This is a genomic window from Lelliottia sp. JS-SCA-14, from assembly GCF_035593345.1.
GTDB classification, from domain to species: domain Bacteria; phylum Pseudomonadota; class Gammaproteobacteria; order Enterobacterales; family Enterobacteriaceae; genus Enterobacter; species Enterobacter wanjuensis.
Genome location: NZ_CP141606.1, coordinates 505,494 through 528,609, shown reverse-complemented (window position 1 = coordinate 528,609; position 23,116 = coordinate 505,494). Strand labels below are relative to the sequence as shown.

The following is a 23,116-nucleotide window of genomic DNA, read 5'->3' as shown; positions in this document are numbered from 1 at the left end:
CTTTTTCCCTCTCCCCTATGGGGAGAGGGTCAGGGTGAGGGGGAAATCACTCCGCCACTTTTTTCTTCGCCGCACGCTTCGCTTTGGTCGCGGCTGCTATTTTCTGAGTCTTGGCCGACGGCTTTTTCGCGCCTTTCTCTTTCTTCGCTTTCGGCGGTTTCGGCGCAGCTTTGGCTTTATCACCACGGAAAGCGGCATCCGGCTCGAAGTTCACCTTTTTACCGGTCTGACGGCGCTTACCGCTGGTTTTGCCGTTCGGCCCTTTTCTGGCCTTCTCACGCTCGGTTTTCCCAACGTTACGCGGCGCACGTTCGCTGGAGATCAGGCTGAAATCAATCTTACGCTCGTCCATGTTCACGGCTTCAACTTTAACTTCCACGCGATCGCCCAGACGGTAAGTCTGGCCGCCGGATTCACCGGTCAGACGCTGACCGACCTGATCGTAGCGATAGTAGTCGTTGTCCAGAGAGGAGACGTGGACCAGACCGTCGATGAACAGCTCGTCGAGACGCACGAAGAAGCCAAAGCCGGTGACGCTGGCGATGACGCCTCTAAAGACGTTGCCTACCTGATCCAGCATGAAGTCACACTTCAGCCAGTCCGCCACATCGCGCGTCGCTTCGTCGGCGCGGCGTTCCGCCATCGAACAGTGCTGACCCAGCTGGAGCATCTCTTCCATGGAGTAGTGGTAGCCGCCGGTTTCGGTGGTGTTGCCTTTGTGCCCCTGCTCCTGCGCCAGCAGATACTTAATGGCGCGGTGCAACGACAGATCCGGGTAACGACGAATCGGCGAGGTAAAGTGCGCGTAAGACTGCAGCGCCAGGCCGAAGTGACCGCGGTTTTCCGGATCGTAAATCGCCTGTTTCATCGAACGCAGCAGCATGGTTTGCAGCATCTCTGCGTCAGGACGATCGCCGATGGACTCCAGCAGCTCGGCGTAGTCGCGCGGCTCTGGTTTGCTGCCGCCCGGCAGTTCCAGACCCAGCTCCGCCAGCACCGAACGGAACGCGGTGATCGCTTCGGTGGTCGGTTTATCGTGAATACGGAACAGCGCAGGCTCTTTAGCTTTCTCAACGAAACGCGCCGCCGAGATGTTCGCCAGAATCATGCACTCTTCGATCAGCTTGTGGGCATCGTTACGCTGCGTCTGCTCGATACGCTCGATGCGACGTTCGGCGTTGAAGATGAACTTCGCCTCTTCGCTCTCAAAGGAGATCCCGCCGCGCTCTTCGCGCGCCTGATCCAGCACTTTGTAGAGGTTGTGCAGCTCTTCGATATGTTTGACCAGCGGCGCGTATTGCTCGCGCAGCTCCTGGTCGCCCTGCAGCATGTGCCAGACTTTGGTGTAGGTCAGGCGCGCGTGCGAGCTCATCACCGCTTCATAGAATTTGTAGCCGGTTAAACGCCCTTTGGTGGAGATGGTCATTTCGCAGACCATGCACAGACGATCAACCTGCGGGTTCAGGGAGCACAAACCGTTGGAGAGCACTTCCGGCAGCATTGGGACCACCTGCGACGGGAAGTAGACGGACGTGCCACGGCTGCGCGCTTCATTGTCCAGCGGGGTGTTAGGGCGCACGTAATAGCTCACGTCGGCAATCGCCACCCACAGGCGCCAGCCGCCGCCGCGTTTTTTCTCGCAGAAGACGGCGTCATCAAAGTCGCGTGCGTCTTCGCCATCAATGGTCACCAGCGGCAGATCGCGCAGATCCACGCGGCCGATTTTGGCCTCTTCCGGCACCTGTTCTTTCAGATCTTTGACCTGGTTTTCAACGGCATCAGGCCAGACGTAAGGGATCTCATGAGTACGCAGCGCCATATCCACGGCCATGCTGGTGCCCATGTTATCGCCCAGCACTTCCACGATCTTACCGATCGCTTTGGTACGGCGTGTTGGACGCTGGGTGAGTTCAACCACCACCACGAAGCCCATGCGCGCGCCCATCACCTCTTCCGGCGGGATCAGGATGTCGAAGCTCAGACGGCTGTCGTCCGGCACCACAAAACCCACGCCAGCGTCGGTGAAGTAACGCCCGACGATCTGGCTGGTTTTAGGCACCAGGACACGCACCACGCGTGCCTCACGGCGGCCCTTGCGGTCAGCGCCTAGCGGCTGCGCCAGGATCTGATCGCCGTGGATGCACATCTTCATCTGTTCAGATGAGAGGTACAGGTCGTCCTTGCGGCCTTCAACGCGCAGGAAGCCAAAGCCATCGCGATGGCCGATGACGATGCCTTTCAGCAGGTCGAGACGTTCCGGCAGGGCATAGCACTGACGGCGGGTAAAGACCAACTGGCCGTCGCGCTCCATGGCGCGCAGGCGGCGACGAAGGGCTTCAATTTGCTCTTCGCCTTCAATGTTTAATTCAACGGCAAGTTCTTCACGGTTAGCGGGTTTTTCGCGTTTTGTTAAGTGTTCGATGATGAACTCGCGGCTTGGGATAGGATTCGCGTACTTTTCGGCTTCGCGTTCCTGGAAAGGATCATGTGACATGTCGGTTCCTCCGTTGTCAGCTCCGGTGGAAATTTTCTTCATTCCACCAGCAATAATTTATAAAGCGGTTGATTCTCTTCAACCAAATCGGCCAGCGTGTAGTTATCCAGTTCCTTGAGAAAACTTTGCACAGCCTTAGAAAGCGCCTTTTTCAGGCGGCAAGCGGGAGTGATGTGGCAGAACTCGCTGCTGCAATTCACCAGAGTCAGCGGCTCCAGTTCACGTACCACATCCCCAACACGAATACTCTGTGCGGGTTTACCGAGACGAATCCCCCCGTTTTTCCCGCGGACGGCAGTTACGTATCCCGCACGGCTAAGTTGATTGATTATTTTGACCATATGATTACGGGACACGCCGTAGACCTCTGTCACCTCAGAGATACTGGTCATCTGTCCTTGTGGCAACGACGCCATGTAAATCAGCGCACGTAAGCCGTAATCGGTGAAACTCGTTAACTGCACATCAACCTCAGGAAAAGGGAAAAACGCGGTCAGACCGCAGAGATATTCACTATTGATGATAAACCAGCCAGATACTTAGCGGCTAATTTATTTGACTGAAAGGGGGAAAAAGCGAGGAACAGGAGGCGATTGCCAAATAGCACTTCGTTTATCCGGCCTGCGGGGCTTCCCGCAGGCCGTTAACCACTCAGATTATGCGTCGAACGGGTCGCGCAGAATCATGGTTTCAGTACGGTCAGGGCCGGTAGAGATAATGTCGATCGGCACTTCGGTCAGTTCTTCGATACGCTTGATGTAATCCAGCGCCGCTTTCGGCAGACCGCTACGCTCTTTCACACCAAAGGTGGTTTCGGACCAGCCTGGCATGGTTTCGTAGATCGGCTCGATACCTTCCCAGTCGTCAGCCGCCAGCGGGGTGGTGGTCACTTCGCGGCCATCTGGCATACGGTAGCCGACGCAGATTTTCACTTCTTTCAGGCCGTCCAGCACGTCCAGCTTGGTCAGGCAGAAGCCAGACAGGGAGTTGATCTGCACTGCGCGACGCACGGCAACTGCATCCAGCCAGCCGGTACGACGACGACGACCGGTGGTCGCGCCAAACTCGTTACCTTGCTTGCACAGGAACTCGCCGATGTCATCAAACAGCTCAGTCGGGAATGGACCTGCACCCACGCGAGTGGAGTAAGCTTTGATGATACCCAGAACGTAATCCACATAACGCGGACCCAGGCCAGAGCCCGTCGCCACGCCACCGGCGGTGGTGTTAGAGGAGGTCACGTACGGATAGGTACCGTGGTCGATATCCAGCAGCGTACCCTGCGCGCCTTCGAACATGACGAAATCGCCACGCTTGCGCGCCTGGTCCAGCAGATCGGACACATCCACAACCATACCGGTCAGGATGTCAGCCACCGCCATGACATCATCCAGCACTTTCTGGTAGTCAACGGCGTCAGCTTTGTAGAAGTTCACCAACTGGAAGTTGTGATATTCCATCACTTCTTTCAGTTTTTCAGCGAAGGTGGCTTTGTCGAACAGGTCGCCAACGCGCAGACCGCGACGGGCAACTTTATCTTCGTAAGCAGGGCCGATACCACGGCCGGTGGTGCCGATAGCTTTCGCGCCACGTGCTTTTTCGCGCGCCACATCCAGTGCGACGTGATAGTCGAGGATCAGCGGGCAGGCTTCGGAGAGCAGCAGACGCTCACGAACCGGGATACCACGGTCTTCCAGGCCTTTCATCTCTTTCATCAGCGCAGCAGGAGACAGCACAACACCGTTACCGATGATGCTGGTCACATTTTCACGAAGAATGCCTGATGGAATAAGATGGAGGACGGTTTTTTCACCGTTGATTACGAGAGTATGGCCTGCGTTGTGACCACCCTGATAGCGTACAACATATTTAGCACGTTCAGTCAGAAGATCGACAATCTTCCCTTTACCTTCGTCACCCCATTGGGTGCCCAGTACGACAACGTTGTTACCCATTTTTCAAAATCACCGATTGCTTAAAAATGGATTCTACCACCGCTTTTTCAGAGTTACAGCACTTTTTGCCCTCAATATAAGGCAAATCCGACCACTTTTTGATCAGCCAATCGTTTTCCTCAACATGTAGTAGATCACCACTCCTGCAACCACAAGACCCCCGCCAAAACGACGTAAAATATTATCCGGCAATTGTGTCATGGTGGCGATCATTCGACGCCAGGCACGCGGATAAAGCATCGGGCCCAGCCCTTCGAGGACCAAAACCAGAGCAAGCGCCAGCAAGATAGTGGAATTCATTTTAGCTCCCTATAAAAGAAAACCACCGCTCCGTTGAGAGCGGTGGTTTGATAACTCAAACGAGAATGAGTTTATCGCGTGGCGTTGCCTGGCGTCTTCATATAACGGAAGAAATCGCTGTCAGGGCTGAGCACCATCACATCCTGATTGCTCTGGAAGCTGTTTTCGTACGCACGCAGGCTACGGATAAAGGCATAGAAATCCGGATCCTGGCTGAACGCGTCAGCAAACAGTTTCGCGGCTTCCGCATCGCCTTCACCGCGCATAATGCGGCCCTGACGTTCGGATTCTGCCAGCGTTTTCGTCACTTCGTAATCCGCTGTTGCGCGCAGCTTTTCAGCCTCTTCCTGACCCTGTGAACGGTGGCGACGGGCAACCGCTTCACGCTCAGCGCGCATACGGCTATAGATCGCTTCAGACACTTCGGTAGGCAGGTTGATCTGCTTGATACGCACATCGACCACTTCGATACCTAACGCCGCCATACTGTTCGGGTTCATCACCGCCACTTTGCCGTTGGTTTCAGCCTGAACGCGCTCAGCCGCTTTGGCAATCGCGTCGTCGGCCGCCGGTGTCGCCACTTCGTCTTCGGTACCCGCGGTACCGGAGTTCAGCGCGTCACGGACTTCCAGAGTCAGACGACCACGGGAATCGGTCACGATGTCTTTCACATCCAGACGACCAATTTCAGAACGCAGACGGTCAGAGAACTTACGTTTCAGCAGCACTTCGGCCTGAGAGACGTCACCGCCGCCCGTTGCCAGGTAGTAACGGCTGAAATCGCTGATACGCCATTTGATGTAAGAATCGACGATCAGGTCTTTTTTCTCTTTGGTGACGAAGCGGTCGGCCTGGTTATCCATGGTCTGGATACGGGCGTCGAGCATTTTCACTGATTCAATCATCGGGAGCTTAAAGTGCAGACCCGGCTCGAAGACCAGCGGTTTGTTTTCATCGTCACGCAGAACTTTACCGAAGCGCATGGTGATCCCGCGCTCGCCCTCTTTCACCACAAAGATGGAGGTATAAAGTACGACCAGCGCAATGATGATAATCGCAATAACTGACTTACGCATCGTTATTCCCCCTGACGCTGGCTGTCGTTACGCTGTGCGTTGGCACGGCGTTGGTCCATGATGTCACCATCGCTTGAAGAAGACGTGGTATTGGCGCTGGAATTGCTGCTGGCTGCCGGAGGCAGACGCAACAGGTTATTGGCTCCGCTGGTATCCTGTTTTGCCGCAGGCGCACTACCGCCTTTCAGCATCTGGTCCAGTGGCAGCACCATCAGATTGCCGCCTTTGCTGTCATTCACCAGCACTTTACGGGTGTGGCTCAGCACTTTCTCCATGGTCTCGATATACAGACGCTCACGGGTAATTTCCGGGGCAGCTTTATATTCTGGCAGGAGCTTCGCAAAGCGAGCCACTTCACCCTGGGCTTCCAGGATGGTCTGAGTCTTATACGCACGCGCCTCTTCGAGGATACGCTGCGCCTGACCGTTCGCACGCGGCTGCACTTCGTTGGTGTAGGCTTCCGCTTCACGGATGTATTGCTGTTCGTTTTCACGCGCGGCAATCGCATCATCAAAGGCAGCTTTCACCTCTTCCGGCGGACGAGCAGCCTGGAAGTTGACGTCCAGAAGGGTGATACCCATGTTGTACGGACGGATGGTCTCTTCCAGCTCGCGCTGGGTATCGCTACGAATAACGGTACGACCTTCGGTCAGAATACGGTCCATGGTGTATTTACCGATCACGCCACGCAGGGCGCTGTCGGTGGCCTGACGCAGACTGTCATCGGCGCTGGTGACGCTGAACAGATAGTGCTGCGGATCGGTCACGCGGTACTGCACGTTCATCTCAACGCGCACCACGTTCTCGTCAGAGGTCAGCATCACGCCGGACGCCGCCAGTTCGCGTACCGATTCCACGTTTACCGCGGTCACGTTATCAACGAAGGTTGGCTTCCAGTTCAGACCCGGCTCAACCAGATGGCTGAATTTACCGAAACGAGTGACCACACCGCGTTCAGCTTCTTTAATGGTGTAGAACCCGCTGGCAGCCCAAATGATGACCACGGCAGCAGCAACGATGCTCACTACGCGGCCACCCATGTGCGGGCGCGGACCCTGAGTGGAACTTCCACCCGAGCCAGAGCCTTTACCTGTACCGAAACCACCAAGCTTTTTGCTCAGCTTGCGAAAGATATCGTCCAGATCAGGAGGCCCCTGCTCGCGACCACCTTTGTTGCCATTTCCCCCAGAGTTGCCGCCTTGATTATTGCTGCTTCCCCACGGGTCGCGGTCTTGTCCGTTATTACCGGGCTGATTCCACGCCATGTATATGCTCCATATTTGTTATGCAAGGGCGAATTTTCAGGCTCGTGCACCTTTATCTGGTCAGACGACGTAGTCCACCAGCGTAGGTTCTTGTTTACAGAGGCGACGCCAGTCAACGATCGGCATACGCACCTGCATCCCCACGCTGCCGTCATCCTCCATCCACTCTTTTTCTATCGCCTGAAGCTGATAAAACCGGCTGCGCAGCCTGCCTTCCTGTGGCGGCAGACGCAGCGTGTGCTGAGCCACCTCACCAGAAAGACGTTCTGTCAAAGCCTGGAAAAGTAGTGGCACACCGACACCGGTCTGGGCAGAAAGCCAGACCCGAATCGGTTTGTTCTCTTCATCTCGGTCGATACGTGGCTCGAAGTCGTCCAGCATATCGATTTTATTCATCACCAGCAGCGTCGGGATCTCGTGCGCGTCGATCTCTTCGAGCACGGTATTCACCGCGTCGATGTTTTCCTGCACGCGAACATCCGCAGCGTCGATGATATGCAGCAGCAGCGTCGCCTGACGCGTCTCCTGCAAGGTGGCTTTAAACGCGGCCACCAGATCGTGCGGCAAATGGCGAATAAACCCTACGGTATCCGCCAGCACCGTTTCACCCACATCCGCCACGTCGATGCGACGCAGCGTCGGGTCAAGGGTCGCAAACAGCTGGTCTGCGGCATACACCTTGGCCTCGGTTATCTGGTTAAACAGGGTGGATTTACCGGCGTTGGTATACCCCACCAGCGACACCGTCGGGATGTCAGCTTTGGTTCGCGAACGACGTCCTTGCTCACGCTGTTTTTCGACTCGCGCCAGACGTGAGAGGATCTGGGTAATACGACCACGCAGCAGTCGACGGTCGGTTTCGAGCTGGGTTTCACCCGGACCGCGCAAACCAATCCCGCCTTTTTGCCTTTCAAGGTGGGTCCAGCCGCGCACAAGACGCGTGGCCAGATGGCGCAATTGCGCCAGCTCAACCTGCAGTTTCCCCTCGTGGGTACGTGCACGCTGAGCAAAAATATCTAAAATCAGTCCCGTACGGTCGATAACGCGACATTCGCACAGGGCTTCCAGGTTACGCTCTTGAGCCGGAGATAGCGCATGGTCAAACAGCACGACGGACGCGCCGGTTGCTTTTACGGCTTCCGCAATTTCGACTGCTTTACCTTCACCAACAAAAAACTTTGGGTGCGGCGCTTTACGGCTACCGGTAATCACCTGTAATGCTTCGACACCGGCGGAAGAGACCAGAGCTTCAAACTCCTGGAGGTCTTCCATATCTTTGTCTTGCGTAAAATAGATGTGTACCAGTACCGCATGCTCACCGGCATCATAACGGTCAAACAAGCGTATTATCCTCAAAATAAATCAGCGGGGAACGCAGAAACCTGGCTCCCCGTGTGGAAAAACAGCCCGTTACCTTATTCGGTTTCTTCGCTGTCCTGCGCAGGTGCAGAAGAACCCTGTGCGTTGCTGCCGTGATGGTAGTTACTACCGGTGCCGCCGCCAGCGTTGTTGCTGTGATGAGATACTGGACGGGACGGAACAACAGTAGAGATAGCGTGCTTATAAACCATCTGGCTGACCGTGTTTTTCAACAGGATCACGAACTGATCGAAAGATTCAATCTGACCTTGCAGCTTAATACCATTCACCAAATAAATAGAAACTGGAACACGTTCACGACGCAATGCGTTCAGAAACGGATCTTGTAAAGATTGCCCCTTAGCCATTCTATCTTTTCCTTATATGCTTGTTATGTACTTAGAACCTTGCGATTCTGAAAAATTGCGCACGATACGAGTTAATTGTACACATTCAGTCTGCGATAGCACCCACAACCTGTAAAACTTCGTTGTACGCCTGGTCTGGCTTCTCACTGTCTAACCAGTGGATTCCGTCCCAACCGCGCAACCAGGTTATCTGGCGTTTCGCTAACTGTCTGGTGGCGCAAACACCTCGATAAACCATTTCATCGTATGAAATCTCGCCTTCAATGTAAGACCACATCTGGCGGTATCCGACACAACGAATGGAAGGCATGTCCGTATGCAAATCTCCGCGAGCAAAAAGCGCCCGCACTTCTGCTTCAAAACCTGAAGCTAACATCTGATGAAAACGCTGCTCAATTCGCTGATGGAGCAGTTCACGGCTCGCCGGGGCGATGGCGAACTGATGCACCTGATACGGCAGAGCTTCTCCTGACGTTTGCGTCAGTTCCGTTAAAGTTTTACCCGAAATGAAAAAAACTTCCAGTGCCCGGGAAAGCCTTTGCGGATCATTTGGATGAATCCGTGCTGCGGCAACCGGATCAACCTCTTCCAGTTGTTTGTGCAACGCGCCCCATCCCTGCTCTGCCGCCTGCTGCTCAATTCTGGCTCTCACTTCAGGGTTCGCGGATGGCAAGGGTGATAACCCCTCCAGCAGCGCCTTGAAATAGAGCATGGTTCCGCCGACTAACAGCGGAATCCGGCCCGCTGCGGTAATCTCGGCCATTTGCGCCAGCGCATCGCGGCGAAAATCCGCTGCGGAGTAAGCCTGCGCCGGGTCGAGAATGTCCAGCAGTCGGTGCGGTGCCGCGCGCAGTTCGTCTGCGTCTGGCTTTGCCGTGCCGATATCCATCCCTTGATAAATAAGGGCGGAATCGACGCTAATCAACTCTACTGGCAAAACTTTACGTAGCTCAATGGCTAACGCGGTTTTGCCCGAGGCCGTTGGGCCCATTAAAAATATCGCCTTTGGCAGGCTTGCCTTACTCACATCACTCATTTTTCAGGGCATTCATCGCCGAATCTAAATCAACACGTTGTAATAAACCACCCGGCGGTGCTTTGACCAAATGAGGGCAAAGACGTTCAACTTCTGCCAATACGGTAATGGCTTGCGCCATACTCCACGGATGGTGGTCGCTCGCTAAATGGCGGGCAATCCACTGGGCGGTATTGGTGGCATCAACGGTCGTTTGCTGCGCCAGGTAGCCTATCAGTTCAGGAATCAAGTTTTGTAAATTTTGTTGGCGTAAGGGTAAAGGCACCGCGCGAATCGTCACATGATGGGCCTCTAACACAAATTGTATGCCCATTTCCGCCAACAGGGACTCAACGCGCGTTAATACTATGCTTTCGTCCGCGGAAATTTTGAGCCGCACCGGAATCAACAGCGGCTGGGCGCAGGCCGCGTTTGCGCCTGGCGTCAGCTGTGCCTGTTTCAGCCAGCGTTCCGCAACCGGTAGCGCCAGCAGCGCCAGCTTCCCGTCGCGCTCAAGCAGCGCCATATCCGGGGCAACGATCGTCAGCACCCGGCCAAAACTCTGGCTGTGCCCTTCCAGCGCCGGGGCCGATGGCGCCACAGGCTCTTTACGCTCCACGGCCGGAGTATCCAGCAATTTGCTGTAGAGCGCACCCTGCTGTTTTTGATACCCCGGCGCATGGGGATAATTCGCCCCGCTCGGGCGTGGTGCCTGACCGCCAGATGAATAGCGCGGCGTCTCAGGCTCACGCGCGACAGCCGGTTCGGCAAACTGATTACGGCCCGCCGCCACGCGGTTTTCCGGGATCGGGCGTGGCGCAACCGTCTCTTCCACCAGCGGCAGCGAAGGTTCAGCCTGCTGCTGTAACACGCTCAGCACGCCCTGATAGATAAAATCGTGGACCAGTCGCGACTGATGGAAACGCACTTCGTGCTTGGCGGGATGGACGTTAACGTCCACCTGGTGCGGATCGATTTCAAGATAGAGAACAAAAGCAGGCTGCTGATCCGCGCCGAGCTTGTCTTCACAGGCCTGGCGGATCGCATGGTTGATCAGCCGATCGCGCATCATGCGGCCGTTAACGTAGCAGTACTGGATCTCCGCCAGCGTGGCGTTCATGGCTTTCGGATCGGCCACCCAGCCGCGCATCGCGAGATCGCCATGCTGCCACTCGATCGCCAGCGCCTGTTCCAGGAACCCGGTTCCGCAGATCGCGCCTAAGCGACGCTCTTTCTGACCCCCTTCCGCCACCGCACGATACTGACGCATCACTTTGCCGTTATGGCTCAGATTGATCGTCACATCGAAACGCGCCAGCGCGATACGGCGAATGATCTCGTCGATATGGCCGAACTCGGTTTTTTCGGTGCGCATAAACTTGCGTCGCGCCGGGGTGTTGTAGAACAGATCCAGCACTTCCAGCGTGGTGCCCACGGGATGGGCGGCAGGTTTGACGGTCACGTCCATGTCACGCCCTTCCGCATAGGCCTGCCAGGCTTCCTGCTGTTCGGCAGTGCGTGAGGTGAGCGTCAGACGGGAAACGGAGCTGATACTGGCCAGCGCTTCGCCGCGAAAACCGAGGCTGATGATCGCTTCCAGATCGTCAAGAGAGGTAATTTTACTGGTGGCGTGACGAGCCAGCGCTAAAGCCAGCTCGTCTTTTTTGATGCCGCAGCCGTTGTCCCGAATACGAATCAGCTTTGCGCCGCCGCGTTCGATATCAATATCAATGCGGGTTGCGCCCGCATCGAGGCTGTTTTCCACCAGCTCTTTCACAACCGAAGCAGGACGCTCCACCACCTCGCCGGCGGCGATTTGGTTCGCAAGCTGCGGCGGCAGAACCTGAATCGGCATGAATTCTCCTTAGTTGGTCGCGCTAATCTCGCCAGGCAGAGCGGCGCTGGCGGTTTGACCCGCGCCCCCTTGCGGCGCTGACTGCAGCGGATGCGCGGAAAAGTAATTGCGCAGACCGTTATAAATCGCATCGGCAATCTGCTGCTGATAGCTGTCGCTGCCCAGCAGACGCTCTTCGTTGTTATTGGTGATAAAGCCGGTTTCGACCAGGATCGACGGGATATCCGGGGAGCGTAACACGCCTAAACTCGCGTGCTCAGGGCGGCGCTTGTGGATCGCACCGACGCGCTGAAGCTGGCTAATCACATTCGTCGCCACATCATACCCGACGCGCTGAGAATGACCGAACTGTAAATCCAGCACCGCCTGGCTGAGATACGGGTCGGACTGGCTGTTCGCCAGCACGTCACCCGCGCCGCCGAGCAGTTCCGACTGCTTCTCGTGCTCTTCGAGCCAGTTCGCCATTTCGCTATTCGCACGGCGGTTCGACAGCACCCATACCGACGCACCGGTCGCACTGCGGTTTGGCGCGGCATCCGCGTGGATCGACACCAGGAAGTTGGCGTTCTGTTTACGCGCGACGTCGGAACGGCCCATCACCGAGATAAAGTAGTCGCCGTCGCGGGTCATCACCCCTTTGAACATCGGATCGTCATTCAGCAGGGCGCGCAGCTTACGGGCAATCGAGATAGTGACGCTTTTCTCCTGCGTACCGCCCGGCCCAATCGCGCCAGGATCCTGGCCGCCGTGGCCGGCATCAATAGCGATAATGACTTTCTCATCGGACGACACCGCCCGCGCACGTGCCGCCGGGCGCGTCACGGTATTGCTGCTGGTGACGCTGGTGATGCGATCGTTTTGCGCTTTGAACGGATTTCGCGCCGGTTCAGACGGGCGCGGAGCGACCACCGGCTGCTCCACGCGCTGTGCCACGACAGGTGCAGGCGGCGGAGGTGGAGGCGGCGGGACATCGGCGTTAATGGTAAAGACCACGGTGTAGTTCGCGCCGTTTTGCTGCTTCACCGCGCGGGTTTTGCCGTTCTGCGTCAGATCGACCACCAGTCGCAAAGACTGAGGATCTTGCGCATTGCCGGAGCGAATACTTTTGACCAGGTTGTTACCGCTAAACTGCAGCGGCAAGCCCTGAATCACGCCGGTCTGTTTGATATCCAGCGCGACGCTACGTTTATCGACCTGGGTAAAGGCGTAATCGGGATCGCCCATGAAACTGAAGGTGATGCGCGCCTGCGAATCACCGTTGGACACCTGAATGTCCGATAAACTTGCCGCACCGGCCTGCGCGCACAGCAGCACCGTTGCGGCCAGCAGCCAACCTTTAACGCGATTAATCATCCCGTTATCCCTTCATTCAGCTGGCTAAACGAGCCAGCAAGGAACAGCCTGATGAGGAAACTGCACTGATGCGTGCCTCACGCCCTTGCGCCTGGTAATCTAAGTGAATTTCGACATCCGGGTCAGGCAACACACCCGCACCTTGTTGCGGCCACTCCACCAGGCAAATGGCATCGTTGGCGAAATAGTCACGGATACCCATAAATTCCAGCTCCTCTGGGTCCGCAAGACGGTAGAGATCGAAGTGATACACCCTCAAATTGTCGAGTTCGTAAGGCTCAACCAGGGTATAGGTCGGGCTTTTCACATTCCCTTTATGGCCCAGCGCCTGCAAAAAGCCGCGGCTGAAGGTGGTTTTACCCGCGCCCAAATCACCGTACAAATAGATGACGGTTGCCCCTTCGCAGGCCTGCGCCAGGCGTTTGCCAAGATCCAAAGTTGCCTGCTCGTCGGGTAAAGCGATCACTCGATTAGTCATTTTCTACGTCAATCACATCCGGGTTAACAACACGCCGCAGCGTGTCAAAAAGATCGGTGGCCAGCATGCCGCGCGTACCGTACTGCGCAGCCAGCCTGTCGGCTGCCGCGCCGTGCGCCACACAGCCTGCAATGGCAGCATCATAAGGGGTAAGTTTCTGTGCCAGCAAGGCGCTGATAATGCCGGAGAGCACATCGCCCATTCCGCCACTCGCCATTCCCGCATTGCCCGCGTCGATAATGCCCAACGCGCCAGATTCACAGGCCACAATCGTGCCTGCCCCTTTCAGAACCGCAACACCTCCATAACGTTTTACCAGACGCTGCGCAGAAAGTAAGCGATCGCTTTCAATTTCTGCGACGCTGCAGTTAAGCAGCCGCGCGGCCTCGCCGGGGTGTGGCGTCAGGATGCGATTGTGACGTTTATCAGGATTGATTGCCAGAAGGTTCAGCGCGTCGGCGTCCCACAGCATGGGTTTGCGGCAGTTCTCGACTTTCTGCAGCGCTTTTTTGCCCCACTCCTGCTGACCCAGTCCTGGCCCTATCGCCACGACGTCCGCCCACGCCAGGCTCTCTTCGAGGGATTGCGGCGTCAGCTCATGCACCATCAGCTCTGGCCGGGCAGTGATGATTGGCGGGATATTCTCGATGCGAGTGAGCACTCGCACAAGGCCCGCACCCGCGCGCAGAGCGGCTTCTCCGGTCATGCGAATCGCCCCCGCCGTGCCGCGATCGCCACCGATAATCACCAGTTTCCCGTGGTCGCCTTTATGGGACGTCGGACGGCGCGGCGGTAGCCACCGGGCAAGCTGCGAGGCGTCATAACGGGCGATACCCGTCTCCTGGGCTGCCAGCCAGCTATCCAGGCCTAACGCATGATGGTGAAGTTTACCCACGACATCGCGCGCTTTACCGGTCAGTAATCCGGGTTTGAGGGCGATAAAGGTCACGGTGGCCGCGGCGTGAATCACCGCGCCCGGCGTCGCCCCCGTTTGCGCGACCAGTCCCGATGGGATATCCAGCGCGATCACCGGCGCGGGATGGGCATTCGCATGGTCAATCAGTGTTGCCACCTTGTCGCGGGGAGCCTGTTTGAGGCCAGTACCGAGCAGGCCATCCACAATAAGGTCAACTCCCTCCGGCCAGACGATATCCGCAGCGTGGATCACGCCCCCGGCGTTCAGCCAGGCATCGCGGGCCTCGCTCGCCTCTTCCGGCAAGGGTTTGTCGCTCTCCAGCGCCAGCAAGGTCACGTTTATGCCAGCGGCGGCTGCCAGACGAGCGACGACATAACCGTCGCCGCCGTTGTTGCCATGACCGCAGAGAATCAACCAATGCGTGGCGCGCGGATAGGCCTCATGCGCGACGCTGAACGCCGCATCGCCTGCGCGGCACATCAGTTCGTAGAGGGTAATGCCGAGGCTGTCAGCGGCCTCTTTTTCGGCGCGACGCAGGGCGTCCGCAGGCCAGATGGAATGTGGTATACTTGCGGGGATTTTCTTCACTGTATGGTCCGTCATGTCACAGCCCCTCGATCTCAATCAGTTAGCGCAAAACATTAAACAGTGGGGCGCTGAGCTTGGCTTTCAGAAAGTCGGTATCACCGATACGGACCTTTCCGCGAGCGAGCCAAAACTGCAGGCCTGGCTGGACAAACAATACCACGGCGAAATGGAGTGGATGGCGCGTCACGGCATGATGCGCGCCCGGCCCCACGAGCTTTTGCCGGGGACGCTGCGCGTCATTAGCGTTCGCATGAACTACCTTCCCGCCAACGCGGCGTTTGCCCGCACGCTGAAAGATCCTTCATTGGGTTACGTCAGCCGTTATGCCCTCGGGCGTGATTATCACAAGCTTCTGCGTAACCGCTTAAAAAAACTCGGGGAAACTATTCAGCAGCACTGTGGCTCGCTGAATTTTAGACCCTTTGTCGACTCCGCGCCTATCCTTGAGCGCCCCATTGCCGAAAAAGCCGGACTTGGATGGACAGGTAAGCACTCACTTATCTTAAGCCGCGATGCAGGTTCGTTCTTTTTTCTCGGTGAATTGCTGATTGATTTGCCGCTGCCGGTCGACGGCCCGGTTGAAGAGGGCTGTGGGCGCTGCGTGGCCTGCATGACCATCTGCCCGACAGGAGCGATTGTCGAGCCCTATACCGTGGATGCACGCCGCTGTATCTCGTATCTCACGATTGAGCTTGAAGGGGCGATCCCGGAAGAGTTCCGCCCGCTGATTGGCAACCGGATTTACGGCTGTGACGATTGCCAGCTCATCTGCCCGTGGAATCGCTATTCGCAGCTCACGGACGAAGACGATTTCAGCCCGCGCAAAGCCTTACACGCCCCGAAACTGACGGAGCTGTTTGCCTGGGATGAAACTAAGTTTCTGCGAATCACCGAAGGTTCGGCGATCCGTCGTATCGGACATCTGCGCTGGCTGCGAAATATTGCCGTGGCCCTGGGAAATGCCCCCTGGGACGAAGCCACTATCCAGGCGCTTGAAACGCGCCGAGGTGAGCACCCACTTCTCGACGAACACATAGAGTGGGCGATTGCGCAGCAAATCGAGAAGCGAAACGCCTGTGTCGTTGAGGTGCAATTGCCGAAGAAACAGCGTCTGGTTCGGGTGGTCGAAAAAGGGCTTCCGCGCGACGCCTGAACTATTCACAGCCTGTGAATAAAATCACGAAGTCAGGCACCATCAGGCTTTGCAGACAGGTCAAGTGATCTCAATAACATTTTGAAATCAAATTTTATATATCAACTTCAATAAGTTACGGATATACCGTTCACCGTGCGAAGGTTTTGGCGGTTCAGGAATAATAGCAGGATCTGTGGATAACTCTGTTTACAAGAGTTTGTCAGAAGCAATAGAAAATGTCCCCAACGAAAGACTTCGCTGTGGATAAACTGGGTATGAAGAAGAATTTGGAGCGGGAAACGAGACTCGAACTCGCGACCCCGACCTTGGCAAGGTCGTGCTCTACCAACTGAGCTATTCCCGCTTGGGTGGTGCGTGTCTGACGACACTTTTCAAATTTTGGAGCGGGAAACGAGACTCGAACTCGCGACCCCGACCTTGGCAAGGTCGTGCTCTACCAACTGAGCTATTCCCGCTTGGGTGGTCCTGGTGCTGCGCGTATCTTGCGATACTTTCAAATTTTGGAGCGGGAAACGAGACTCGAACTCGCGACCCCGACCTTGGCAAGGTCGTGCTCTACCAACTGAGCTATTCCCGCAAAAATCTGACGCTGTCGTAACGTGTAATTCTCTGTCGTTACGGGAGGCGCATTATACGAGAAATCCTTTTAGCTGCAACCCCCCTTAAAGCGATTTTTTCGAAATTCAGTTCAAGTGATGGATTATTCATCGCTTTGCATGTTTTTACACCAAAAACAGACGGAATAGGCCGGGTAAGGCGAAACCGCCCCCCGGCAACCATCTGAAATCAGAGCTGAATAAAGTTTTCGCGGTAATACGCCAGTTCTGCCACCGACTCACGAATATCGTCCATCGCCTGATGGGTGCCCTGTTTCTTAAAGCCATCCAGAATTTCTGGTTTCCAGCGACGCGCCAGCTCTTTCAGCGTGCTCACGTCCAGATAACGGTAGTGGAAATAGGCTTCCAGCTCCGGCATATACTTGAACAGGAAGCGACGGTCCTGGCCGATGCTGTTACCGCAGATCGGCGATTTCCCCTCAGGCACCCACTGTTTCAGGAACGCGATCGTCGCCAGCTCGGCATCGCGATCGCCCTGGGTGCTGGCTTTCACGCGTTCCACCAGCCCGCTGCCGGTATGGGTGCGCACGTTCCAGTCGTCCATCAGCGCCAGCTGTTCGTCAGACTGATGCACGGCAATCGTCGGCCCTTCTGCCAGAATGTTCAGGTTGGCATCGGTCACCAGCGTGGCGATCTCAATGATGCGATCGCGCTCGGGATCCAGCCCGGTCATTTCAAGATCGATCCAAATCAGGTTGTTTTCGTCTGCGCTCATGTTATTTTCCACCCTTCTCGCATAACCGGCTGTAGCAGGTTAACTAGTATTAATTAGTGTGTATCATAGAGGTTTTGCCCGATACGGGCGACCAGGAGTCAGCACGATTGAGTAAAAATAAACTCTCCAAAGGGCAACAGCGCCGTGTGAGTGCCAACCATCAGCGCCGTCTTAAGACCACTTCGGAGAAACCCGATTATGACGACAACCTGTTTGGCGAAAAGACCGAAGGCATGGTCATCAGCCGTTTCGGCATGCATGCCGATGTGGAAGCCGCCGACGGTAGCGTTCACCGCTGCAACATTCGTCGCACCATCCGTTCACTGGTCACCGGTGATCGCGTGGTATGGCGTCCGGGCAAAGCGGCGTCCGAAGGTGTCAACGTAAAAGGGATCGTCGAAGCGGTTCACGAGCGCACGTCCGTTCTGACACGCCCCGACTTCTACGACGGCGTCAAACCGATCGCCGCGAATATCAATCAGATCGTGATTGTCTCGGCGATCTTACCCGAGCTTTCGCTCAACATTATCGACCGCTATCTCGTCGCCTGCGAAACGCTGGAGGTCGAGCCGCTGATCGTCCTGAACAAAATCGACCTGCTCGATGAAGACGGCATGGCGTTTGTGAACGAGCAGATGGACATCTACCGGGCGATTGGCTATCGCGTGCTGATGGTCTCCAGCCACAAGAAAGATGGCCTGAAACCGCTGGAAGAGGCGCTCACCGACCGCATCAGCATTTTCGCCGGTCAGTCTGGCGTGGGTAAATCCAGCCTGTTAAACAATCTGCTGGGGCTGCAGGAAGAGATTCTGACCAACGATGTGTCGGACAACTCAGGGCTTGGCCAGCACACCACTACGGCCTCGCGCCTGTACCACTTCCCGCACGGCGGCGACGTCATTGACTCCCCAGGGGTGCGTGAATTTGGTCTCTGGCACCTTGAGCCGGAACAAATCTTCAATGGATTTGTCGAATTCCATGAATATTTAGGCGCTTGCAAATACCGCGACTGTAAACACGACAACGACCCTGGCTGCGCCATTCGTGAAGCGGTGGAAAACGGGAAAATTGCCGAAACCCGTTTCTACAACTATCACCGCATCCTCGAAAGCATGGATCAGGTAAAAACGCGTAAAAACTTTTCTGATTCTGATAACTGACAACTAAGCTAAGCGTCGCTAAAATCGTCCCCTTTTTTCAGGTTCCGGCTCTGTGAAGCCGGATCAGGAACGACAAAACAATGGCCTGGAGGCTACCTTGTTAAACTCATTTAAACTTTCGCTTCAATACATTCTGCCTAAACTATGGCTCACCCGCCTGGCGGGCTGGGGCGCGAGCAAACGAGCGGGCTGGCTGACAAAGCTGGTTATCGATCTGTTCGTTAAATACTACAAGGTCGACATGAAAGAGGCGCAGAAGCCGGACACCGCCAGCTATCGCACCTTTAACAATTTCTTCGTCCGCCCACTGCGCGATGACGTTCGCCCGCTGAATACCGACCCCAACGTGCTGGTGATGCCTGCTGACGGCGTGATTAGCCAGCTCGGCAAAATTGAAGAAGACAAAATCCTGCAGGCCAAAGGCCACGACTACAGCGTGGAAGCCCTGCTGGCGGGTAACTACCTGATGGCGGATCTGTTCCGCAACGGCTCGTTTGTCACCACCTACCTGTCGCCGCGCGACTATCACCGCGTTCACATGCCATGCAACGGTATCCTGCGTGAGATGATCTACGTGCCGGGCGATCTGTTCTCCGTGAACCATCTGACGGCGCAAAACGTCCCGAACCTGTTCGCCCGTAACGAGCGCGTCATCTGCCTGTTTGATACTGAATTTGGCCCAATGGCGCAGATTCTGGTCGGTGCTACCATTGTAGGCAGCATCGAAACCGTGTGGGCTGGCACCATCACCCCGCCGCGCGAAGGCGTGATCAAACGCTGGACCTGGCCGGCTGGCGAAAGCGAAGGCTCCGTTGCCCTGCTGAAAGGTCAGGAGATGGGTCGCTTCAAACTGGGTTCCACGGTGATCAACCTGTTCGCACCGGGTAAAGTGGATCTGGTTGAAACGCTTTCTAGCCTGTCCGTGACGAAAATCGGTCAGCCGCTGGCCGTTTCTACCGAAACCTTCGTGACGCCAGACGCTGAGCCAGCACCGCTGCCAGCCGAAGAGATCAAAGCCGAACACGACGCCAGCCCGCTGGTTGACGATAAGAAAGACCAAGGCTAACCAAAGGGGTTACTGAAGTGCGCCCGATTATCATTTTTCTGATGGCCTGGTGCCTCAGTACAGGGGCGTACGCAGCGACAGCCCCTGATGCCAAACAGATATCTCAGGAACTGGAGCAGGCGAAGGCGGCAAAACCCGCCCAGCCGGAAGCCGTTGAGCAGCTCCAGGCCGCGCTGAACGCGCTTGAGGAACGCAAAGGTTCCCTCGAGCGCGCAGAGCAATATCAGCAGGTTATCGACAACTTCCCCAAACTCTCCCAGACGCTCCGCTCGCAGCTGAACAACATGCGCGACGAGCCGCGCGACGTTCCTTCGGGTATGAGCACCGACGCTCTGAATCAGGAAATCCTGCAGGTCAGCAGTCAGCTGCTGGAGAAGAGCCGTCAGGCGCAGCAGGAGCAAGAGCGCGCGCGTGAAATCGCGGACTCCCTCAGCCAGCTGCCGCAACAGCAAACCGATGCCCGCCGCCAGCTCAGTGAAGTTGAGCGCCGCATCGGCACGCAGCCCGGCAACAATCCGCAAAATCTCAGCCTGCAGGCCGAATCCGCCAAACTCAAAGCCCAGGTCGATGAGCTTGAGCTGGCCCAGCTCTCCGCTAACAACCGTCAGGAACTGGCGCGCATGCGTTCCGAACTGGCGCAGAAACAGGGGCAGCAGCTCGATACCTATCTGCAGGCCCTGCGCAATCAGCTCAACAGTCAGCGTCAGCGCGAGGCCGAGCGTGCGCTGGAGAGCACCGAACTGCTGGCGGAAAACAGCGAGCACCTCCCGGCCGGGATTGTGGCTCAGTTCAAGATCAACCGCGAGTTGTCCGCCGCGCTGAACCAGCAGGCCCAGCGTATGGATCTCGTCGCCTCGCAGCAGCGTCAGGCGACCAATCAGACCTTGCAGGTGCGTCAGGCTCTGAACACCTTGCGCGAGCAGTCCCAGTGGCTGGGCTCGTCGAATCTGCTGGGCGAAGCCTTACGCGCTCAGGTGGCGCGTCTGCCGGAGATGCCTAAGCCGCAACAGCTCGACACCGAAATGGCGCAGCTGCGCGTCCAGCGCCTGCGCTACGAAGATCTTCTTAACAAACAGTCGCAAGTCCGTCAGCAGCATCAGGCGGATAGCGAGCCGTTGACCAGCGAAGAGAACCGTATTCTCGAAGCTCAGCTACGCACGCAGCGCGAACTGCTGAACTCTCTGCTGCAGGGCGGCGATACGCTGATTCTGGAACTGACCAAGCTGAAAGTGTCCAATAGTCAGCTGGAAGATGCGCTGAAAGAGGTGAACGAAGCCACCCACCGCTATCTGTTCTGGACTTCTGACGTACGGCCGATGAGCATCTCCTGGCCGATCGACATTGTGCAGGATCTGCGTCGCCTGATCTCACTGGATACCTTTGGTCAGGTGGGCAAAGCAGGCGTGATGATCCTCACCAGCAAAGAGACGATTTTCCCGCTGCTCGGGGCGTTGATTCTGGTTGGTTTTAGCATTTACTCGCGCAGGCACTTCACCCGCTTCCTGGAACGTTCTAGCGCACGCGTCGGGAAGGTGACGCAGGACCACTTCTGGCTCACGCTGCGCACCGTATTCTGGTCGATTCTGGTGGCGTCTCCGCTGCCGGTGCTGTGGATGACGCTGGGCTATGGCCTGCGTGAAGCCTGGCCGTATCCGCTCGCAGTAGCGATTGGCGATGGCGTGACGGCTACGGTGCCGCTGCTGTGGGTGGTGATGATTTGCGCCACCTTTGCCCGCCCGAACGGGCTGTTTATCGCCCACTTCGCCTGGCCGCGCCAGCGCGTAACGCGGGCGATGCGCTATTACCTGATGAGTATTGGGCTTATCGTGCCGCTGATTATGGCGCTGATTATGTTCGATAATCTCAACGACCGTGAGTTTTCCGGCTCCTTAGGGCGCCTGTGCTTCATGCTGATCTGCGGTGCGCTGGCGATGGTGACCCTGAGCCTGAAACGCGCCGGTATTCCGCTGTATGTCGACAAAAGCGGCAGCGGCGAAAACATGGTGAACCGCATGCTGTGGAACCTGCTCCTCAGCGCACCGCTGGTCGCGATTCTGGCCGCCGCAGTCGGGTATCTGGCGACCGCCCAGGCCCTGCTCGCGCGTCTCGAAACCTCGGTAGCGATCTGGTTCCTGCTGTTGGTGGTTTATCACGTTATCCGCCGCTGGATGCTGATTCAGCGCCGCCGACTGGCGTTTGACCGCGCAAAACACCGTCGCGCCGAGATCCTCGCCCAGCGCGCGCGTGGCGAAGACGATCCGCACAGCACCAGCAGCACCGAAGGGACGACGGAAGTGGATGAGGTCGAACTGGATCTGGATGCCATCAGTACCCAGTCCCTGCGACTGGTGCGATCCATTCTGATGCTGATCGCGCTGCTGTCGGTGATCGTGCTGTGGTCCGAAATCCACTCGGCGTTTGGCTTCCTTGAAAACATCTCCCTGTGGGACGCGACGTCCACGGTACAGGGCGTCGAGAGCCTGGAGCCGATTACCCTGGGTGCGGTGTTAATCGCGATTCTGGTGCTGATCATTACCACCCAGCTGGTGCGTAACTTCCCTGCTCTGCTGGAGCTGGCGCTGTTGCAGCACCTGGATCTCACCCCCGGCACGGGATACGCCATCACCACCATCACCAAGTACCTGATCCTGCTGTTTGGCGGGCTGGTCGGCTTCTCGATGATTGGGATTGAATGGTCGAAACTGCAGTGGCTGGTCGCGGCACTCGGTGTAGGTCTGGGCTTTGGTTTGCAGGAGATCTTCGCCAACTTTATTTCGGGCCTGATCATTCTGTTCGAAAAACCGATCCGCATCGGCGATACGGTCACGATCCGCGATCTGACCGGGAGCATCACCAAGATCAATACTCGTGCGACCACCATCAGCGACTGGGACCGCAAAGAGATCATCGTGCCGAACAAAGCGTTCATCACCGAGCAGTTTATCAACTGGTCGCTGTCCGACTCCGTGACGCGTGTGGTTCTGACCGTTCCGGCTCCATCCGATGCCAACAGCGAAGAGGTGACGCAAATTCTCTATACCGCCGCCGAGCGCTGTTCACTGGTGATCGACAACCCGGCACCGGAAGTGTTCCTGGTCGATTTGCAGCAGGGGATTCAGATTTTCGAATTGCGTATCTACGCCGCCGAGATGGGACACCGTATGCCGCTGCGCCATGAGATCCACCAGCTGATTCTGGCCGGGTTCCGCGAGCACGGGATTGATATGCCATTCCCGCCGTTCCAGATGCGTCTGGAAACACTGGACGGGCGTAAAACGGGAAGAACGTTGACGTCAGCGGCGAGGAAACGGCCGGCGGGGAGTTTGTAAGGTAAGTGCGAACTAATTCAGTGCGGCCTGATGCCCTCACCCCAACCCTCT

18 protein-coding genes and 3 tRNA genes are annotated in these 23,116 nt (G+C 56.7%); 4 read left to right on the top strand and 17 right to left on the bottom strand.

Annotation, left to right across the window (positions count from 1 at the left end):
- Positions 1–46 precede the first annotated feature (46 nt).
- The 13 genes from rnr to nnr form a co-directional block, all read right to left on the bottom strand.
- Positions 47–2,494, bottom strand: coding sequence for a ribonuclease R (gene rnr, locus U9O48_RS02485; RefSeq protein ID WP_285150334.1), 2,448 nt, complete (start codon positions 2,492–2,494; stop codon positions 47–49).
- Between the two features lie 38 nt (positions 2,495–2,532).
- On the bottom strand, positions 2,533–2,958 hold the full coding sequence (gene nsrR, locus U9O48_RS02480) for a nitric oxide-sensing transcriptional repressor NsrR (RefSeq protein WP_282493311.1): 426 nt from the start codon (positions 2,956–2,958) through the stop codon (positions 2,533–2,535).
- A 192-nt stretch (positions 2,959–3,150) separates the two neighbouring features.
- Entirely contained in the window at positions 3,151–4,449 is a 1,299-nt protein-coding gene (locus tag U9O48_RS02475) for an adenylosuccinate synthase (RefSeq protein ID WP_282493310.1), read from the bottom strand.
- A gap of 102 nt (positions 4,450–4,551) precedes the next feature.
- On the bottom strand, positions 4,552–4,749 hold the full coding sequence (locus U9O48_RS02470) for a DUF2065 domain-containing protein (protein ID WP_095280484.1): 198 nt from the start codon (positions 4,747–4,749) through the stop codon (positions 4,552–4,554).
- A 71-nt stretch (positions 4,750–4,820) separates the two neighbouring features.
- Positions 4,821–5,825, bottom strand: coding sequence for a protease modulator HflC (gene hflC / locus U9O48_RS02465; RefSeq protein WP_282493309.1), 1,005 nt, complete (start codon positions 5,823–5,825; stop codon positions 4,821–4,823).
- A 2-nt stretch (positions 5,826–5,827) separates the two neighbouring features.
- On the bottom strand, positions 5,828–7,090 hold the full coding sequence (gene hflK, locus U9O48_RS02460) for an FtsH protease activity modulator HflK (protein WP_282493308.1): 1,263 nt from the start codon (positions 7,088–7,090) through the stop codon (positions 5,828–5,830).
- A gap of 60 nt (positions 7,091–7,150) precedes the next feature.
- Entirely contained in the window at positions 7,151–8,431 is a 1,281-nt protein-coding gene (gene hflX, locus U9O48_RS02455; RefSeq protein WP_100777896.1) for a ribosome rescue GTPase HflX, read from the bottom strand.
- Positions 8,432–8,505: 74 nt separating this feature from the next.
- The gene (gene hfq, locus U9O48_RS02450) at positions 8,506–8,817 is read right to left on the bottom strand and encodes an RNA chaperone Hfq (protein WP_006810391.1); all 312 of its coding nucleotides are present in this window, start codon (positions 8,815–8,817) and stop codon (positions 8,506–8,508) included.
- A gap of 85 nt (positions 8,818–8,902) precedes the next feature.
- Positions 8,903–9,853 carry a tRNA (adenosine(37)-N6)-dimethylallyltransferase MiaA gene (miaA, locus tag U9O48_RS02445; RefSeq protein WP_282493307.1) on the bottom strand — a complete coding sequence of 317 codons (951 nt, stop codon included), beginning with the start codon at positions 9,851–9,853 and terminating at the stop codon, positions 8,903–8,905.
- Entirely contained in the window at positions 9,846–11,687 is a 1,842-nt protein-coding gene (gene mutL, locus U9O48_RS02440) for a DNA mismatch repair endonuclease MutL (RefSeq protein ID WP_324723445.1), read from the bottom strand. Before mutL ends, miaA begins: the two co-directional genes overlap by 8 nt.
- Positions 11,688–11,696: 9 nt before the next feature.
- Positions 11,697–13,040 (bottom strand): N-acetylmuramoyl-L-alanine amidase AmiB, encoded by a 1,344-nt coding sequence (gene amiB / locus U9O48_RS02435; RefSeq protein ID WP_324723444.1) that lies wholly within the window; start codon positions 13,038–13,040, stop codon positions 11,697–11,699.
- A 16-nt stretch (positions 13,041–13,056) separates the two neighbouring features.
- Positions 13,057–13,518: a tRNA (adenosine(37)-N6)-threonylcarbamoyltransferase complex ATPase subunit type 1 TsaE gene (tsaE, locus tag U9O48_RS02430; RefSeq protein ID WP_282493304.1), complete on the bottom strand. Its 462-nt coding sequence runs from the start codon at positions 13,516–13,518 to the stop codon at positions 13,057–13,059.
- Positions 13,511–15,037 carry a bifunctional ADP-dependent NAD(P)H-hydrate dehydratase/NAD(P)H-hydrate epimerase gene (gene nnr / locus U9O48_RS02425; RefSeq protein WP_324723442.1) on the bottom strand — a complete coding sequence of 509 codons (1,527 nt, stop codon included), beginning with the start codon at positions 15,035–15,037 and terminating at the stop codon, positions 13,511–13,513. The genes tsaE and nnr overlap by 8 nt, the downstream gene beginning before the upstream one ends.
- On the opposite strand from nnr, the gene queG reads away from it, so the two are divergent.
- Entirely contained in the window at positions 15,036–16,175 is a 1,140-nt protein-coding gene (gene queG, locus U9O48_RS02420) for a tRNA epoxyqueuosine(34) reductase QueG (protein WP_285153566.1), read from the top strand. The two genes, nnr and queG, sit on opposite strands and share 2 nt — an antisense overlap.
- A gap of 270 nt (positions 16,176–16,445) precedes the next feature.
- Here the strand turns inward: queG and U9O48_RS02415 are convergent.
- The 4 genes from U9O48_RS02415 to orn form a co-directional block, all read right to left on the bottom strand.
- Positions 16,446–16,521, bottom strand: a tRNA-Gly gene (locus U9O48_RS02415).
- 36 nt (positions 16,522–16,557) lie between these two features.
- A tRNA-Gly gene (locus U9O48_RS02410) sits at positions 16,558–16,633 on the bottom strand.
- Positions 16,634–16,679: 46 nt separating this feature from the next.
- Positions 16,680–16,755 (bottom strand) — tRNA-Gly (locus U9O48_RS02405).
- A 209-nt stretch (positions 16,756–16,964) separates the two neighbouring features.
- A complete protein-coding gene (orn, locus tag U9O48_RS02400; protein ID WP_324723441.1) occupies positions 16,965–17,510 on the bottom strand; it encodes an oligoribonuclease in 546 nt (181 codons plus the stop codon).
- A gap of 107 nt (positions 17,511–17,617) precedes the next feature.
- Here orn and rsgA point away from each other — a divergent pair, with 107 nt between their 5' ends.
- The 3 genes from rsgA to mscM all read left to right on the top strand — a co-directional run bounded on the left by rsgA (position 17,618) and on the right by mscM (position 23,065).
- On the top strand, positions 17,618–18,670 hold the full coding sequence (gene rsgA / locus U9O48_RS02395) for a small ribosomal subunit biogenesis GTPase RsgA (protein WP_324723440.1): 1,053 nt from the start codon (positions 17,618–17,620) through the stop codon (positions 18,668–18,670).
- Positions 18,671–18,767: 97 nt separating this feature from the next.
- The gene (gene asd, locus U9O48_RS02390; RefSeq protein ID WP_324723439.1) at positions 18,768–19,736 is read left to right on the top strand and encodes an archaetidylserine decarboxylase; all 969 of its coding nucleotides are present in this window, start codon (positions 18,768–18,770) and stop codon (positions 19,734–19,736) included.
- A gap of 17 nt (positions 19,737–19,753) precedes the next feature.
- Positions 19,754–23,065, top strand: a complete 3,312-nt coding sequence (mscM, locus tag U9O48_RS02385; RefSeq protein WP_324723438.1) for a miniconductance mechanosensitive channel MscM — start codon at positions 19,754–19,756, stop codon at positions 23,063–23,065.
- Positions 23,066–23,116 lie beyond the last annotated feature (51 nt).

Bases quoted from the DNA above. Each gene is read 5' to 3' on its own strand.
- rnr (WP_285150334.1), bottom strand. From the start codon at position 2,494: ATGTCACATGATCCTTTCCAGGAACGCGAAGCCGAAAAGTACGCGAAT.
- U9O48_RS02475 (WP_282493310.1), bottom strand. From the start codon at position 4,449: ATGGGTAACAACGTTGTCGTACTGGGCACCCAATGGGGTGACGAAGGT.
- U9O48_RS02470 (WP_095280484.1), bottom strand. From the start codon at position 4,749: ATGAATTCCACTATCTTGCTGGCGCTTGCTCTGGTTTTGGTCCTCGAA.
- hflC (WP_282493309.1), bottom strand. From the start codon at position 5,825: ATGCGTAAGTCAGTTATTGCGATTATCATCATTGCGCTGGTCGTACTT.
- hflK (WP_282493308.1), bottom strand. From the start codon at position 7,090: ATGGCGTGGAATCAGCCCGGTAATAACGGACAAGACCGCGACCCGTGG.
- hfq (WP_006810391.1), bottom strand. From the start codon at position 8,817: ATGGCTAAGGGGCAATCTTTACAAGATCCGTTTCTGAACGCATTGCGT.
- miaA (WP_282493307.1), bottom strand. From the start codon at position 9,853: ATGAGTGATGTGAGTAAGGCAAGCCTGCCAAAGGCGATATTTTTAATG.
- mutL (WP_324723445.1), bottom strand. From the start codon at position 11,687: ATGCCGATTCAGGTTCTGCCGCCGCAGCTTGCGAACCAAATCGCCGCC.
- amiB (WP_324723444.1), bottom strand. From the start codon at position 13,040: ATGATTAATCGCGTTAAAGGTTGGCTGCTGGCCGCAACGGTGCTGCTG.
- tsaE (WP_282493304.1), bottom strand. From the start codon at position 13,518: ATGACTAATCGAGTGATCGCTTTACCCGACGAGCAGGCAACTTTGGAT.
- queG (WP_285153566.1), top strand. From the start codon at position 15,036: ATGTCACAGCCCCTCGATCTCAATCAGTTAGCGCAAAACATTAAACAG.
- nnr (WP_324723442.1), bottom strand. From the start codon at position 15,037: ATGACGGACCATACAGTGAAGAAAATCCCCGCAAGTATACCACATTCC.
- orn (WP_324723441.1), bottom strand. From the start codon at position 17,510: ATGAGCGCAGACGAAAACAACCTGATTTGGATCGATCTTGAAATGACC.